15 protein-coding genes, 1 tRNA gene and 2 pseudogenes are annotated in these 16296 nt (G+C 41.7%); 10 read left to right on the forward strand and 8 right to left on the reverse strand.

What is annotated here, in order from left to right:
* Nucleotides 1-63: 63 nt before the first annotated feature.
* Nucleotides 64-798 carry an IS21-like element helper ATPase IstB gene (gene istB, locus DACET_RS05415; RefSeq protein WP_013009976.1) on the reverse strand — a complete coding sequence of 245 codons (735 nt, stop codon included), beginning with the start codon at nt 796-798 and terminating at the stop codon, nt 64-66.
* Complete coding sequence (gene istA, locus DACET_RS05420; RefSeq protein WP_013009975.1) at nt 786-2330, reverse strand: IS21 family transposase; 1545 nt, start codon at nt 2328-2330, stop codon at nt 786-788. The genes istB (DACET_RS05415) and istA (DACET_RS05420) overlap by 13 nt, the downstream gene beginning before the upstream one ends.
* A gap of 243 nt (nt 2331-2573) precedes the next feature.
* Here istA (DACET_RS05420) and DACET_RS05425 point away from each other — a divergent pair.
* The 5 genes and pseudogenes from DACET_RS05425 to DACET_RS16435 all read left to right on the forward strand — a co-directional run.
* A pseudogene (locus DACET_RS05425) lies at nt 2574-3290 on the forward strand (transposase); the annotation flags it as partial.
* Between the two features lie 33 nt (nt 3291-3323).
* Nucleotides 3324-6188 carry a HEAT repeat domain-containing protein gene (locus DACET_RS05430; protein WP_041229913.1) on the forward strand — a complete coding sequence of 955 codons (2865 nt, stop codon included), beginning with the start codon at nt 3324-3326 and terminating at the stop codon, nt 6186-6188.
* Between the two features lie 167 nt (nt 6189-6355).
* Nucleotides 6356-7897: an IS21 family transposase gene (gene istA, locus DACET_RS05435; RefSeq protein WP_013009613.1), complete on the forward strand. Its 1542-nt coding sequence runs from the start codon at nt 6356-6358 to the stop codon at nt 7895-7897.
* Nucleotides 7881-8627 carry an IS21-like element helper ATPase IstB gene (istB, locus tag DACET_RS05440; RefSeq protein WP_013009614.1) on the forward strand — a complete coding sequence of 249 codons (747 nt, stop codon included), beginning with the start codon at nt 7881-7883 and terminating at the stop codon, nt 8625-8627. Before istA (DACET_RS05435) ends, istB (DACET_RS05440) begins: the two co-directional genes overlap by 17 nt.
* Nucleotides 8628-8708: 81 nt before the next feature.
* Entirely contained in the window at nt 8709-8924 is a 216-nt protein-coding gene (locus tag DACET_RS16435) for a hypothetical protein (RefSeq protein ID WP_041229915.1), read from the forward strand.
* Between the two features lie 2 nt (nt 8925-8926).
* On the opposite strand, the gene DACET_RS05450 is transcribed toward DACET_RS16435, so the two are convergent.
* Both DACET_RS05450 and DACET_RS05455 read right to left on the reverse strand, forming a co-directional pair.
* Nucleotides 8927-9232, reverse strand: a complete 306-nt coding sequence (locus tag DACET_RS05450; protein WP_148214148.1) for a hypothetical protein — start codon at nt 9230-9232, stop codon at nt 8927-8929.
* A 65-nt stretch (nt 9233-9297) separates the two neighbouring features.
* Nucleotides 9298-9888 (reverse strand): annotated as a pseudogene (locus DACET_RS05455) (IS3 family transposase); the annotation flags it as partial.
* Between the two features lie 218 nt (nt 9889-10106).
* Between DACET_RS05455 and istA (DACET_RS05460) the strand changes: the two are divergent.
* Both istA (DACET_RS05460) and istB (DACET_RS05465) read left to right on the forward strand, forming a co-directional pair.
* Nucleotides 10107-11675, forward strand: a complete 1569-nt coding sequence (gene istA, locus DACET_RS05460; protein WP_013010083.1) for an IS21 family transposase — start codon at nt 10107-10109, stop codon at nt 11673-11675.
* A 2-nt stretch (nt 11676-11677) separates the two neighbouring features.
* Nucleotides 11678-12427: an IS21-like element helper ATPase IstB gene (gene istB / locus DACET_RS05465; protein WP_013010082.1), complete on the forward strand. Its 750-nt coding sequence runs from the start codon at nt 11678-11680 to the stop codon at nt 12425-12427.
* A 95-nt stretch (nt 12428-12522) separates the two neighbouring features.
* Here istB (DACET_RS05465) and DACET_RS05470 read toward each other — a convergent pair whose 3' ends face one another.
* The gene (locus DACET_RS05470; protein WP_083772352.1) at nt 12523-12867 is read right to left on the reverse strand and encodes an IS3 family transposase; all 345 of its coding nucleotides are present in this window, start codon (nt 12865-12867) and stop codon (nt 12523-12525) included.
* Between the two features lie 20 nt (nt 12868-12887).
* Nucleotides 12888-13178, reverse strand: coding sequence for an IS3 family transposase (locus tag DACET_RS05475; RefSeq protein ID WP_013009985.1), 291 nt, complete (start codon nt 13176-13178; stop codon nt 12888-12890).
* A gap of 66 nt (nt 13179-13244) precedes the next feature.
* Between DACET_RS05475 and DACET_RS05480 the strand changes: the two genes are divergently transcribed.
* The 3 genes from DACET_RS05480 to DACET_RS05490 are packed head-to-tail and all read left to right on the forward strand — an operon-like array spanning nt 13245 to nt 15250.
* Nucleotides 13245-13799 carry a hypothetical protein gene (locus tag DACET_RS05480; RefSeq protein ID WP_013010384.1) on the forward strand — a complete coding sequence of 185 codons (555 nt, stop codon included), beginning with the start codon at nt 13245-13247 and terminating at the stop codon, nt 13797-13799.
* A complete protein-coding gene (locus DACET_RS05485; RefSeq protein ID WP_013010385.1) occupies nt 13792-14001 on the forward strand; it encodes a helix-turn-helix transcriptional regulator in 210 nt (69 codons plus the stop codon). Before DACET_RS05480 ends, DACET_RS05485 begins: the two co-directional genes overlap by 8 nt.
* Before the next feature lie 16 nt (nt 14002-14017).
* On the forward strand, nt 14018-15250 hold the full coding sequence (locus DACET_RS05490; RefSeq protein WP_013010386.1) for a tyrosine-type recombinase/integrase: 1233 nt from the start codon (nt 14018-14020) through the stop codon (nt 15248-15250).
* A 23-nt stretch (nt 15251-15273) separates the two neighbouring features.
* Here DACET_RS05490 and DACET_RS05495 read toward each other — a convergent pair.
* Nucleotides 15274-15358, reverse strand: a tRNA-Leu gene (locus tag DACET_RS05495).
* Between the two features lie 97 nt (nt 15359-15455).
* Nucleotides 15456-16259: a phosphate/phosphite/phosphonate ABC transporter substrate-binding protein gene (locus DACET_RS05500; RefSeq protein ID WP_211204107.1), complete on the reverse strand. Its 804-nt coding sequence runs from the start codon at nt 16257-16259 to the stop codon at nt 15456-15458.
* Nucleotides 16260-16296: the final 37 nt, after the last annotated feature.

A 16296-nucleotide genomic window follows, 5' to 3' on the forward strand; every position in this document is an offset into this window, starting at 1 on the left:
TCGTCGGACACTTTTGCCGCAAGGTAACCTTTTTCTGATTATAAGAACCAGTTCATCTATAAATCAAGCGTTATCCGCCTGAATTTTCCTTATACTTTCACCTTTAAGTTTGATCTTGTGACTGCTATGCAGCAGTCTGTCCAGAATGGCGTCAGCCACAGTGTCGTTGTTGAGATAGTCATACCAGCGATCTACAGGCAGTTGCGAGGTGACGATAACACTGCTGATACCCGCACGATCCTCAATCACCTCAAGAAGGTCGTTGGCATCATCGGTGGTGAGCGGATTAATTCCGAAGTCATCAAGGATGAGCAGATTATATTTGGCTATTTTATTAAGCCCCTTAACATAAGTACCGTCCAGTCTTGCCAGCTTCATCTCATCCATAAGCCTGGGAAGTCGGTAGTATCTAGCGGTGAGTCCGTCCCTTACAACCATATTGGCGAGAGCCTGAGCAATAAAGCTCTTCCCTGTTCCTGTGGGGCCTGTGATAAGTATATTCTGCTTTTTATTCAGATACTCACCTGAGATGAGCGAAAGCATAGCTGACTTATCAAGCCCCCTTGGTATCGTGTAGTCGATATCCTCGACCCTTGCGTTGAGGTCTTTGAACTTCGCCTGCGCCATGTTCCTCTTTATCTTGCGTGACAGCCTCTCTGCTGATTCCGCCTGCAGAAGCTGAAGCAGACGATCCTCAAACGGCAGATCTCTGTACTGTGGATTCTCCATCTGTCTGGAAAGAGCTGCCTCCAGTCCGGCGAGCTTCAGCTCTGCAATAAGGTTTTCTAACTTTGACATTTGTCCTCCTCTTTATAATAGTCTCTCCCCCGCACATTATTATGATTGCTGAGCGGAGCAGTGTTCTTCTCATCCTTCTCAAGATATATTTTACTGCTAAGTATGGATTCAAGGCTCTTTACTGAATAAGCTCTTATCTCTACAGCCTTCTTACATGCCATGTTGAAGTCACTTTTATCATGGCTTTTTGCTCTGCTGAGGATAGCTATACATGTCCTGTAAGCGTTTGCCGGATGACTTCTGGAATCAAGGATATTCTTCATGAGCCTTGCAGTATCGAAGCCTATAGAGCCTGCCCAGTTGAGTATACGTGTAGGGTTCCATTTCTCCTGCCACATGACATGATTCGGCGGCATGTGCTCTGTGAGAGTGGAACCTCTCTTTGACTTAGGGTGGATGGCTACAGGGTATCCTTTGTGATGTATTTCAACAGTGGTAGCGGAGTGCCATACGTCCACCTTGTTCTTTATGAGCTTGTAAGGGACAGAGTATCTGCTGCCGGAAACATCCACATGATAGTCGACTCCTACATGTCTTATCAGATACTCACGATACTGATATCTCTCCTTTGGCAGGGGCAGCATCTCAGGACGGTCTATCTCATTCAGAAGCTCAAGACGGCTCTTGCCGATACCTCTTATGACTTTATTGTTATAGGCCTCAGTAAGCGGAGCTATGGCAGAGTTCAGTTCCTGCACGGTGTTAAACAATCTGTTTCTGAGCTTTGCAAGTACCCATCTCTGTATCCCCTGAACTGCCTGTTCTACCTTTGCTTTGTCCTGAGGTTTCGCAGGTCTGGCAGGGATGACTGCACAACCGTAATACTTAGCCATGTCTGAGTAGCTGCTGTTGACCGTAAGAACATCTCTGGTGTGTTTAGTTACTGCTGATTTCAGATTATCCGGCACTACGGTCTTTGAAACTGCACCGTAATATTCAAATGCGAGACTATGAGACAGGATGAATGATTCTTTCTTCTGGCTTTCTGTTGCATGTACGAACACAGCTCCCGATGCTCCAAGAGCTGATACAAAGATCTGTGCCTCACTCACTTCTCCTGTATAGCGGTCTACTATATCCATTGTCAGGCCGGAATAGTCTACGAACATTATTTCACCGGCGTTGTATATCTGGCGCATGGTCGGACTTAGACGGGATATGTGTTTCTTGCAGTACTCTTTGAACTGAGTGTAGTTATAGCCGTCGGGATGGACTGATTTATACTCCTGCCATAACAGAAGCCATGTGACACCCTTGCGTCGTTTCTCTCTGGCGATATAATCCAGATCCGGCATAGGGAAGGTTCGGTTCAAAGGCATTGACCTTTCTGGAAAGAGACGGCTGTACAGCTCATCTTCGGATACTGAAGACAATTCCTCAGCCTTAAGGCCTGTTATACGGAAACGGTTCACATAGTCTGATACCGTTGACTTAGGGATTCCGGTGGATACCGATATCTGACGGATGGAAAGCTGGTTTATGTATCTTAGGCGTATTACCTCTTTGATCTCGCTCATTGTTAACCTCGTCATATTTGCCTCCAACTTATTATTGGAGGACAGTTTAAAGGTTAACCTTGCTGGCGGGAAGTGTCCGAGCTCCGCTAAGCTGTCCGAAGGCCGATACAGTGTCCGGCGAGCGCTACAGTGTCCGGCGAGCGCTACAGTGTCCGAGCACCGATAGACTGTCCGGCGGCCGCTATGGTGTCCGAATGTTTCCGCTACGGTGTCCGACGGGAAAACGCTACGCTGTCCGAGTCACGCCGCTACGAGCAGTTTGACAGCTGGTACTGTATGCCGAGGCTGGTGTCGTCAATTTATAATGAGATAGGCTATGACGTGATTGCCATGCTTAAAACTACACCGACATTGACTGTTGCTGTAAATGGCAAGGTATACTCAACCAAACGCTTATGGGAATGTGTTGTTCCAGATTTGATTAAGGCAACAGTAACAATTGGCAAAGATCGGGTGTCTGTATCTTCCATCAATGCTTTTTTCGGTTCAACTCTGGTTAAGCTGGTCTTCTGTCAGCCATCTGAGAAAAGTAAATCAAAGAAGCCTATTATTCTACTGTCTACGGATACATCTTTGACATCGGCAAAAATAATTGAAACCTATGGTCAGCGTTGGGCAGTAGAAGTGTTGTTTAAAGATGCCAAGAGCAAGCTTTTCTTTGGGAAAAATCAATCCAGAACCTTTGAGGCTACTATTTGCTTCCTAACACTATCGCTCGTTAGGTTTATCATCCTGAGCTATATGGAACGGATAAATGGTGATTTCCGTCACAAAGGCAGTCTGTATGAGGGTCTGCGTTATGAGGTCGAAGAACTGAATATTCTGGCGTTTATGGAAAAATTCATAAACCGATTATTATCAATAATTGATGGAGCAAAGGAAACATTTACAGTTTTTATGAATAAATTGGCTGGAATACAGGAAATGGTAAGGCTTTCAATACAGAATCTGATGTTTCAAAGGTGCGAAACTTGAGTAAAAAATAAATTAATTTCAGAAGATGAAATTGTGGAACTATTAATTAATGAAGATGAAGTCAGTAAACATTATATGTTACCAGAGATGCTTAGGGGTATGGGAAATACAGAAACAGCAAATGTGTTATTAAAGTATGCAAAAAATAATACTGTCAAATTTAAAGAGAATTATCAGTGGGCATGGAGAATGGTCGAGGCAATATTAATTTGTGAGCCTACAATGGTAGAAGAGCTCATTAGTTTTGGCCTAGATGGTAAGATAAATGATAATGGTAAAGAAGATCGCTTAGAGAGAGTAATTCAGGGGATTTGCATAAAGAGTCAGCCAGTCATTAAACCAAGTGCAATGTCATTCTTTATGAAACTGCCTAGTAAAGTACAATACAGACTTATTCCTGTTTTTTTTAAAGATAAACGCCGTGAAGTTTTAACTCCTATTATGCAATTCATATATGAAAAACAAGCCAATATAGACTCAAAGATTTACTTAAACCAACTTGTTAAATTTAATAATTCTGATGAAATCAATGAGTTTTTAGCGTCTATTCCTATGCCATCTACACATGGGAAAATGTTATTACATAATTCTATTCTGTTTGGCATATTGGAGTCGATAATTTGGAAAGAACAAAATACAATACGTTCTCAATGCATTAGTGTTTTTGAGCAAAATTGTACTGATGAAAAGATATTGTTAAATGCATTGCGTGTACTTGTATTTTTACAAGATGATCGTTGCTTAACAATTGCAAAGCAAATTCCATTTAAGAAAGATAGTTTCCTAAGTACCTTTGCTGGCTTTATTCCATTATTCTTTAAACATAAAGTCGATTTTGAAGAATACCGTATGCGTGTGTTAGATGTAGAGCTAGATAATGAGATACGACTGCAAGCATTTTTTGTGTTGAGTGCAGCAGGTATCGATATTGGTCAAACTTTAGATGAGTTGGAAAAAATAGATGAAGGTTCGGCAAATATTTGGGACTTCTCTGCTCTCATGTTTTCAATACAGAATCCTTCTAAAAGAGTAATACCTATCTTTGAAAAATCTTTTGAAGATTCTCCTGAAAATAATCCATTTCTGATATTAATTAATAGGTTTGGAGAACTTGATGGCGATGATGTAACAGATTTTTTATTACGAATGTTAAGATCAAGGCTATCTGAAGCTAATATTCTTGCTTGTTTAAGTTTGCAAAACAGAAGGGACAAAAGAGCCCTGCCAGCTTTGTTAAGTCTGATTAGGGAAAGCAATGATGTGCAAATTGTTCAGACAGCATTAGTTGCTGCGATAGCGAGTGGTCCAGACAATATTAATGAATTTATGGACATTTGGGAAAGGTTTCCTGAAAGTTATTTATGGAGATGTGTCCTAATAGGCAGACTTAGGGCTAGCTCTGATGCTGACTGGTTATGTGAGATAGCAATTGATAAAAATCAACATTGGCAGCTGAGACGTACTGCAGTTATGGCTGCAAGTAGATTACCATTTGAATTAGCTTTAGAGAAAATATATTTGACTATTATGGGGGAGGAATCTTCTTTTAAAATTGATAATCACCCTTCACTTATTATGCATAATATTATTGCCCCATTGGTCTTGAAAGAAGGGGGAGCTTTATTGCGATTTTATTTAAGAGGCGAAGATGCATTTGTTGACTTTTGGGGAGATTTGTTTAAAGAGATGTCACAAGGAGCTAGTTATCCCGCCCCTGAAGGTTCGGAGAAAAGCACAGCGACATGGCTGTTTCATAAGCTTACAGAAGAAGGATTTCCGAAGAATCAAAGTGCTCAAGATTCAATTCTGAATGATTTACATATTCCTATTGTACAAGCATCAATTTTAAGAGGATTTAGATTGTGTAACCGAATTGATCTGATAGAGAAATATATTATGGAAGCCAATTCTGAGTGGCTACTTTTGCGCTCAATATGCGAATGGGCTAAACATAATTATACTGACGCAGATATCGACCGTTTAAAGAAATTAGTTGCAAAAACATCATTTCAGAGTTCTGTTTGTGTGAAAAATGTTCTTAGTAATATCAGTCGCCCCATAGTTAGCAAGACTTCTCAATCAGATATTTATAAGACATTTCAAACATGTAACCTTGAGCCTCGTGTTACTTTGCATTTTCAAGACATCATAGATGCCATTGATTCAGGACGATTTAAATATGATGAAAATTACAGTATTGAAAACATGTCTAAAGATAAGTTCATTTATTTGGTAAATGAACTGAACCCATCCAACGACTATAAAATATCACATGATATAAATGAACCTGCTATCGGCTTTGGTGAAAGTGGACCTTTAATTAAAGAGATGAAACCTATAAGTATCAGTGCTAATAATGAAAACAAAGTACGTAAGTATTTACGCACGCTTATTGCTACTTTCAATAAATATGAAGTTGATATCCCTTGGCATAAAAGTTTGCTTTCTGGTGGGGCAGGGCATCATGATCATATAGCATATGAATATGGTCTTGGCTTTTTACGTTTACTTGGTAAGCAAGGAAATATGGATATGTTCTATTCTGAATTGGAAAAGTATCATTATGATATTTTGCCTCGCATGGATAAATATCTCAGTGATCCTTTAGTAAAATGCCTTATCGATGATCGAATTGTTCCATACTTGCGAAGATATGTTAATGCAGGTACAGACAAAATGCTTCTTTCTGTATGTTCATTAGCCTCATATCTTGATAGTCCAGCTGTTGATCAAGTCTTAAGTGATCTTTTTTACAGGTGGTATAATAAATTTGATAGAGCAAGTAAAGATACCCAACATAATAATAATCGTGAGCTTTGGCAATCGTTTAATATTTTAAAAAAACACCCTAGGTTTAAAGTAATTTGTGATTATGATGTGATTTTGCAGTTCAATTGACCCCCCTGGCGGCAAATATTTGCAGCTGAATTGACCCCCCATATTTGCAATTCAATTGACCCCTCTGTGGTGTCAGCTTTTGTAAAAAGTTTTGTAAAAATCTCTCCTTTGTATAATGCCTCCATAGAAAATAACTATGGAGAAATTGAATGCGAAAGGAGTACCACATGCACGACATCCTGGATATTCTACGACGCAGAAAGCATGGCGACGGCTTTAAGACGATCGCCAAGGCTCGCAAGATGTCTAGAAACACCATCAGGAAATACATAGAACTGGCTGTCACTTTGGGTTTCGAAAGTGACAGTGAGCCACCACTGGAGGAGATCGCATACGGTGTCTACCGCAAAGTATACGGAGACGGTTCTCGCCCAGTCAGTGAGTGCCGTAAAGTTCTTATTCCATACAAAGAGAAACTGGAACACTGGCTGAGTGAAGAGCGCCTCACTATGACCAAGATTCATTCTCTTCTTAAGCGTCATGGTGTTTCTGTAAGCTATGACACACTGCGCCGCTACCTTCATGAAGATCTTGGTTTCTTTAAGCACAACACAGTCCGCATGCCTGAAACTGCTCCAGGCGAATACGCAGAGGTTGATTTCGGTCGTCTGGGGCTTTTATATGACCCTGAGACAGACAGAAGGCGTGTGGTCCATGCATTGATAGTGACTTTGCCTTACAGCCGCTATCAGTATGTTCACCTTTGCCATAGCATGAAATTCCAGGAAGTAATCACCGGTCTGGAATCAGCCTGGGAATTCTTCGGCGGTGTTCCTGCGAAAGTGATTGTCGACAACATGAAGACAGCCATAGATAAGGCAGACCGTTATGATGCGCAGTTCAACCGCTACTTTTATGAGTATGCTTGTTACCGTGGATTTATCATAGACCCTGCAAGGGCAGTTGCTCCGAAAGACAAGCCTAAAGTTGAAAGAAATGTATCATATGTCAGAGATAACTTCTTTAAAGGAGAGACATTCAGGAGCCTTTCCCATGCACAGGAAGCAGCAGATGCCTGGTGCAGAACTGTCTCCGGCATGCGTATACATGGCACAACTAAAAAGCATCCCCGCATTGTATTTGATATGGAAGAGCAGGCGAATCTGCTCCCTCTGGAACAGGAGCGTTACGATGTACCTTTCTGGGGAACCTGCAAAGTGCATCCAGACCATCATATCCGTATTCAAAGCGCTCTTTATTCTGTCCCCACTGTATACATAGGCAAAGAGGTTTCTGTAAGGCTGGACAGCAAGCTGGTTCGCATTTACCACAAAGAGCAGCAGATAAAGGTGCATAGTCGTATGAAAAAAGGTAAACGCTCAACAGACACCAGTGACTATCCTGAAGAGAAACGTGGATACACCATGAAGAGCTGTGAATATCATATTTATAAGGCTAAAGAAGTAGGTTTCTACTGCGGAGAATTTATGGAGCGTCTGCTATCCGGTGACTTCCCATGGCAGAATCTAAGGCAGGCTCAGAAACTCATCCGGGATGCTGATAAATATGGTCATGGTCGTATGGAGCAGGCATGTCAGCGGGCAGTAAGCTTCGACCTCATCAATGTGTACAGAGTAGTAAATATAATTGAGCTCTCTATGCAGAATAATGAGGTAGAAAAATCTTCCTGTAAAGTGCTGAAACCCGCTAAATTTACACGCAATAAAAACTATTTCTACGAAGGAGGTCACGATGACACTATCAAATGAACTGAAACAGACAGTAAAAAAACTAAGGCTGTCGGGAATACTGGCTACTTTACCGGAACGGATGGCTTATGCCAAACAGCAGCACCTGACATATGCAGAGTTTCTTGAGTTGGTAATGCAGGATGAAGTGGACAGGCGTCTTCATAACCAGGTGGATAATCAAATGAAAAAAGCTGGTATTAACCCCTTTGAGACACTGGAGAGATATGACTTCGACGCTCCGGTGCAGGTAGACAGAGAAATGATCAAAGGACTGTTCGGTCTGAATTTTATTGAGGAAAAAGATAACGTGATGCTGTGCGGACCTGTCGGTGTTGGTAAAACATATCTGGCAAATGCATTGGCCCACGCTGCTGTGCGAAGAGGTAAAAAAGTCCTGATGGTCAGAGCAGAGAAACTTTTTAAAAGACTGCAGCAGTCCAGAGCTGACTACTCCTATGAGAAGGCTCTGCTTGGATTTATTACTCCCGATATGCTTATTATAGATGACTTCGGACTGAAGGCATTGAATGAACAACAGTCTACTGACTTCTATGAGATTGTTGTGGAAAGGTACGGGAGAGCATCTACTGTGATCACAAGCAACAGGGATACGGATGAATGGCTGGAACTATTCCATGACCCGATTCTCGCAAACTCGGCACTCGACAGGTTGGTGCATAATGCATACAGAGTTGTCATTGAGGGTGAGAGCTATAGAAAAATTAAATCCAGAAAAAAGTTGATTTAAAAAGGAAGATGACGTAAACAAAAATTAAGGAGAGAGGGGGTCAATTAACCTGCAAATCAGAGGGGTCAATTGAACTGCAAAATGACACTTGATTTAAGGCTTTTAGAAATTTTGGATTGTAATCTCCCTTGGTATAAAAGAGACGATATTATCGACGTAATTAAAGAGAGTCCAAGAAGTTACATTAAAATTGAAACATTATTACGAGAATCAGCACAATTTGAACATTATCTCAATGATGAAGTTGATCGATTAGATAGTATTGCTGAGGGGCTTTTTACACAATATCATAAGTAATATTAGCTAAATAGTCCCGGCAGCCAGAATTCTTTTGCTTCCTCGGTTATACCGAGACTGACGGGGGCTTTTTTATCTTTGGAAACTAGCAAACCTCTTTTGAGAAGTTCGGATAAAGCTTGGCTGGCTACGGTACGGCTTTGGATGCCCATGATGTCTGCTGCCTCACCACGTCTGAACTCGCCTTCTTTGACTGCGTAAGCCACAAGTTTGAATGACTTAGAGTGTAAGCCTTCTTTGTTTATCAAGAGGCTTATATGGGCTTCTATGCGGTCAAGTAATCCCTGTTGATCAATCAGCTTACCCATGAACTCTACTTGGTCTATACAGCACTTCAGGAAGAAAGAGGTGGTCCCCATATTCTGTACAGTTTTTAGACCGAAATAAGGTGTAAACTCTCAGTCATTTTATCATCTTTTTTCCAAATCTGAATCCCTAATCCGTTATAAGCTTCATATGGTGTTCTATCAGCCAGAGAAGAATGCGGTCTCCTAGTGTTGTATAAATTTATCCAGTTACTAAGCCCTCGCTTCAGATCGTGGCCGTTATCAAATGCATGCAGATATACGAAGCTATACTTCAATGTCCTCCAGATTCGCTCGATCATGACATTATCCATCCAGCGGCCTCTGCCATCCATAGAGATTCTAACACCAGCATCTTTAAGAGTCTGTGTGAACTCATAGCTGGTAAACTGACTGCCCTGGTCGGTGTTAAATATTTCAGGTGTTCCGTATTTTTCAAGAGCCTCTTCCAGTGCAGCAACACAGAAATCAGAATCAAGACTGTTTGAGAGTCTCCAGCTCAGAACTTTTCTGCTGTACCAGTCCATAATTGCCACCAGATAGAGAAATCCACGCCTCATAGGCATGTAAGTAATATCTGAACACCAAACCTGATTGGGACGGCTTATATCCAGCCCCCTGAGCAGATACGGGTACTTTTTATGAGCAGGATGCGAAATCCGGAGTTGATTGGACAGTCAATCCGGTTTTAATTGGACACCATTTCCGGAATTGATTGGACACTCAATCCGTAATTAACTGGACAGTGAATCCGGAAATGACTGGACACTTAAGTGCAACAGCCGGATTTGTATTTGTGTCCTGTTTTATCATTTGAATTGAATTTTACGTTAATCTTCCGAGCCTATAGAATCTGTCTCAAAAACAGGAGAGACAGATGCGACGACGCAAGAAAGGAAGGTTAACAATGAAATATCTTCGTGAAGTAATCCGCCTTTACAATCTGGGCGGTCTCAGCAACCGTCAGATAGCCAAAGCCTGCAATGTATCACCAACGACAGCAGGCGGATGCATCAACAAGTACATAGATTCAGGCATACCTTATGAAACATTTGCCGAGCTTCCGGACGAGAAGCTTGAGTCAATCTTTTACCCCAAAGAACCAGATCAGCCAGTATACTCCCGCCCAATGCCGGATATGGAGTACCTTTGCAAAGAGCTTAAGCGCAAAGGGGTGACTCTTCAGCTTCTCTGGGAAGAGTATATTCGTGAGAATCCCGGAGGCTACAGCCGTTCCCAGTTCTCTTACCACTATCAGCAGTGGAGTAAAAAGATTAATCCGACGATGCGGTTTAATCATAAAGCAGGCGAGAAGGTATTTGTAGACTTCTCCGGTTACAAGCCTGAGATCGTAAATCCAATAACAGGCGAGGTGACATCAGTAGATCTCTTTGTAGCGACCTTAGGAGCAAGTTCATACACCTATGCGGTATGTGTTCCTGACCAGACGAAAGAGTTCTGGATAGAAGCCCATGTAAAGATGTTCGATTTCTTCGGCGGCGTTCCTGAATGCATAGTGCCGGATAATCTTAAGTCTGGAGTAACGTCCCCATGCTTTTACGATCCTGATATAAATCCCGGTTACGCAGACATGGCGGCGCATTACGGCATCGCAGTTGTCCCCGCAAGACCAGGTAAACCAAAGGATAAGGGTAAAGTAGAGAACGGCGTACTTAACGTTCAGCGCCGTATCCTTGCTGTACTCCGTAACCGCACATTCAACAGCATACAGGAACTCAACAGCGCAGTGGCGGAAGAGCTTGTAAATCTTAACGACAGACCCATGCAGCACATGAAGTCATCCCGCAGACAGCTGTTCAAAGAATTAGACCAGCCTGCACTGAAACCTCTCCCATTTGAAAGATTCGAACAGTACAGCTGGAAAAAAGCCAAGGTGAATTTCAACTATCATGTGCAGATTGGAGATGCTCACTACAGTGTCCCATGGCGACTTATGGGCGAAACTGTAGATATCAAATACAACAGCAGGATAGTTCAGATACTGCATAAGAATAAATGTATAGCATCACACCCTCGGTCTTTTAAGCGTGGATACTATGCTACCTCTGCCGCCCACATGCCGCCCAATCATCAGTTCGTCGCCTCAGGCTGGACACCAGAGAGAATGAACAAATGGGCGTCAAAGACAGCCGGAGTGTACACCGCCAAAGCAATAGATGCCATTATAGACAGCAGGCAGTTTCCGGAACAGGCTTACAAGAGCTGTATGGGTGTTATTAAGCTTTCGAAGTATTACCCGCCGGAAAGACTTGAGAAGGCATGCCGTATGGTTCTGGAGAGCGGCACTGTCAGATATAACAGCATTAAGTCTATCCTTGAAAAAGGTCTGGATAAAATACACTACCTTGAAGGAGAACCAAGAAAGAATCTTGTCCATGAGAATATCAGGGGCAATGAGTACTACCGTATAAAAGGAGATGATTGAATATGGAACTAACGGAAATGATGACACAGCTCAGACTTAAAGGATTCATTCAGGCGTATGAGCTACAGCGCAAGATGCTGGAGGTGGATGAGCTCAGTTTCGATGAGAGGCTGAGAATCCTTCTGGAACATGAGTCTCTGTACAGGGAAGACAGACAGCTCAGCCTGCTTCTAAAGAAAGCTAAACTCAGGTATACTGGTGCTTGCATAGAGGACATTCGGTACAGGAACGGCAGGAACATTACAAAGCAGATGATGCTGGAGCTTGGCAAGAATGATTGGGTTCGCAAACACAGGAATATCATAATCACCGGAGCCTCTGGAGTTGGGAAGACTTATATCGCCTGCGCTCTCGGCAACAGCGCATGCCGAAACGGAATAAAGTCCCTCTATGTCAGACTTCCGAGGCTCCTTCAGGAGCTTAAGGTGGCAAGAACAGATGGTTCTTACGTAAAGGTGCTTACTCAGCTGTCCAAGGTAAACGTACTGATAGTTGACGACTGGGGGCTTGATACTCTCAACGACCATGAGAGGAAGGACTTCCTTGAGGTCATGGAAGACCGCTACTCCGCTAGGTCCACTATTATCGCTACTCAGATACCTGTTGATAAATGGCATGACATCATAGGTGATCACACTATCGCTGACGCCATATGTGACAGGCTTGTGCATAACGCCGAACACTTACAGCTTACTGGCGAGTCGCTCAGGAAAGAGAAAGAGCAGAGCTCTGTTAACATGAAAAATGAATAGAGTTACCACTGAAAGCTTGACCAAAGATGGACATTTAGATATTTAAGAGGAGTAGGAAGATTAACTGAATTCAAACTGACCAATCAAAACCGGAATCACTGTCCAGTCATTTCCGGATTCAGTGTCCAATTACACCGGAATACGCAAGCAGGATGAGGATTACTGGTCTTAGGCTTCTGATAAACAGCAGCTATCCCCATCTTATTCATCAGTCTGCGTATACGCTTACGACCAACATTGTATCCATACCTTCGGAGAGTCTTTGACATCTGCCTGGAGCCGAAGTCAGGCGTCATCATAAACTGCTCGTCTATAATACGCATAAGTTCAAGGTTTAAAGCAGACTCTCCAGACTCTTGATAATAAAAGCTGGAGCGACTGATACTAAGAAGCCGGCACTGCTTGCTAATTGAGAGCTTGCTTCCAGAATTTTCTATCATAAACTTCCTCCGGGATATGCTTACCGTTTCCCGAAGGCTCGTTGCAAAAAATCTCGTTCCACCGTTAGTTGTCCTATTTTTGCATGAAGATCCTTTATTTCTGCTTCTGACATTTCTTCTGACTTGCTGGACTTATTTGAAAAGATTGTCGACATTCCTTTGATGGCTTCACTCTTCCATTTAGAAATCTGGTTCGGATGAACATTATACTTGGCTGATAATTCCGATAAGGTCAGTTCTTCCCTCAGAGCTTCAAGAGCTACTTTTGATTTAAACTCGGCTGAGTAGCGGGTACGTTTTGTTTTTGACATCGTGTGATCCTCCAATATGCTTTTTCCACCTTAGCATATTGTACAGATTTCTGGGACCACCTCTATATGACTCTCACTAAGCATACATTTGCAAAAGGTATTAAAATCCTTTCTGTGTTACTAGGTTCAGATAAAGTTAATCTGGACAAAAGGTTTAATATTGAAATTTGGTATGCATCGCTTTTAGATCTTGATGATGATCAATTTCAAAAAGCCTGTATCTACTTAGTTCAGAATACAAAATGGCATCCTTCAATTGCGGAAATACGAGAAACGGCGCAATTCATATACGAAGCAACACAAGGCAATTCTTATACTGCAGAAGGACAATGGCAAGTTTTTAAAGATGCTGTCACAAGTCATCCTGGGGCTGCGGGGCTTGAAAAGTTTTTTGAAAGGGGAGAGCAATTCTTTGATGATCCTGTAACAAATTCTGTAGCGCAAACAATATATAAAGACTTTGCAACTTCCAATATCTCAGAAACAGGGAATTGGAGAGCAAGATTTATAAGTAGCTACAATAATACGAAATCTTTTGGTAATAAAACTGCTCAAGTGCAGAGACTGGATAACATCATAAGTATTGTATGTAATAAAAAGAAGGAGTTAAGTCATGAATAATCACACTCAAGAAGAACTCCTGACTTATGAGGAATTAGCACGAGAGTTAAAAATGTCTGTTAAGACGTTACAGAACTGGAAAAGCTTAGGGGTTTTTCACCCAAAAGAATATGTGAAATTTGGTGATTCCAAACAAGCTGATATCAGATTTAAGAAATCTGCAATTTATGCTCGTATCAAGGATGGAAAATTTATAAAATAAGAGGAAGGAGGTATTTATGGCACAAGTTAAGACCAAAACTGTGCGAGTGCGTAAAGACAAAGACCGACTACTCTTAGATTTCTACTATAGTGATGTGAGATGTCGAGAGTATTTGAGTGTTCAGGCCAACAAAGAAGGTCGGAGGTATGCAGAAAGACAGGCGAAGTTGCTAGAGCAAGCTATTCTTGATGGCAACTTTGAATATGCTGAGTGGTTTCCAAACTCAAAGAAATGTCGGCTGTTTAACTCTGTGAGGAAGAGTCACAAGACTTTTGCAGAGGTTGCGGAAGAGTGGAAAGAGCATGTTGAGCGTTTACACAAAGCAGGAGAGCTTAAACGGACAACTCTCAGAAACTATATGAACTCCCTAAAGTCAATACTTGACTATTTTGCAATCTATGAGATGCAGAATATCACAAAGTCTTTGGTGGATGACTATAAGTTTGAATTGTTAGATAAGCCTCTTTCAAAGAAGAGTATAAACAACAAGCTCACACCCTTAAGGCGTATTTTCGACTATGCTTATGAAATGGGCTACATCGAGCATAACGTAATGGATAGGGTTAAGAACTTCACTCTGGAACTACCAGAGATCGAGCCGTTCAATCAGTTAGAGGTTCAGGCAATTCTGAATCATCTTCAGAAGAACAATCCTAAGTTTCATGCAATGTTCACGATCTTGTTTCATACTGGAATGAGAATCGGCGAAGTGTTGGCTATGAAATGGAAAAACTTTGATGAGATGTTCTGCTCTTACCACGTTAAAGAACACTTCACAGAGAAGCGATTGGACACTCCGAAGACCAAAGCGTCTAAAAGGATAGTTCCTCTCACTGATGAGGCTATGAAGGCTCTCAGAAACCATAAGCAGTATACCTTTATGAAGTCTGACTTCATCTTTTGCAATCAGTACGGTGATCCTTGGGTATCATCGGACAACATCATGAAGCAAGTATGGGAACCAATGCTGAAGAAGCTGGGGATTGCCTACCGCATTATCTATCAATGCAGACACACCCACGCAAGTCTGTCTATTCTGGCTGGCGATAACCTCGCACATATCGCTGAAAGGATGGGACACAAGAATGTCGGGACACTCATAACCCGATACGCAAAATACGTTAAATCAGTACAATTTCAACAGCCGAAAATCGGCTCATTCCTCTCAAATTCGGGGCATGATTTACAGTCTGGCGGGCACAATCTGTCAGAATACTGTCAGAATCAAGAAAGCCCCATCACTAACTAATTAGTAATAGGGCTCTTTTAGAGTGCCGAGAGGGGGATTTGAACCCCCACACTGTTATCCAGCACATGAACCTGAATCATGCGTGTCTACCAATTCCACCACCTCGGCAATACCAAATTGTGGTAAAGGGGTTTATACAGCTTTAACAAGGATATGTCAAGAAAGATATGTGCTATTTCCTCACTTAAAATCCTAACTGATAAGTTCATTTCAGGTTCTGAAAAAGTGTTTTCCAATCAAAGTCTATTTTATGAAAACCATCCAGATCACATACGTTTTTTGCTCTGCTTGTGCGATACATAGTAAGAAATATGTTGATGAGTTTTTCTTTTTTTGCTTTTTCCATATCCCGCCTGATGAGAAGATATATCCCGGGGACGCTTTCAGTAGTTCCTATTATTTTTAAATTATCTTTTATAAAGTCCGGCATAAATTTCACATTTTCCCAGACACCGGAACAGATTATAGCTGCGTCAGTTTTTTTCAGATAAACATTGTTGACAGCCTGCGCTTTGTCGTTAGTAACATAGTATCCGACCGAATTCTCTGTCACAGGAGAATCTGCGGACTGTACCATTCGAAATTTTAACCCTGTTGATTCGATCATTTTTTTAGGCAGGAGAAATGCCGGGACTGATTCCGTGTTTATTACGGTTACAATTTTCCCGTTTAGGTCATTTACGCTGTGTATTACTGAGTCTTTTCTTGTGACTATAAAACCTTTGATATAAACACTACCGTTTCTGCTCACAAGGAGCACTGGCTCCATATTTGTATTATCAGCAATGATGGAGGCGAAATACAAAGATTCTACCATTATGTCAATTTTCTTATCTTTAATTATACTGATAAGCTCAGGTACGTCTGCATTTTCAGCATTATATATTTTATATGAATCATAATGTTTACCTTTTAGCTCTTCAATGACCTGTTCACTTAGTTTTTGCAGATTTACCAGTCCGTTTGCCGGGTCACTTGCAGAGCGTCCGACCTTAAGCGGTTCACTCACTGCACTAATAGATGCTAGGATCAACATTAACACTAAA

It is taken from the genome of Denitrovibrio acetiphilus DSM 12809 (genome assembly GCF_000025725.1).
Lineage (GTDB): Bacteria > Chrysiogenota > Deferribacteres > Deferribacterales > Geovibrionaceae > Denitrovibrio > Denitrovibrio acetiphilus.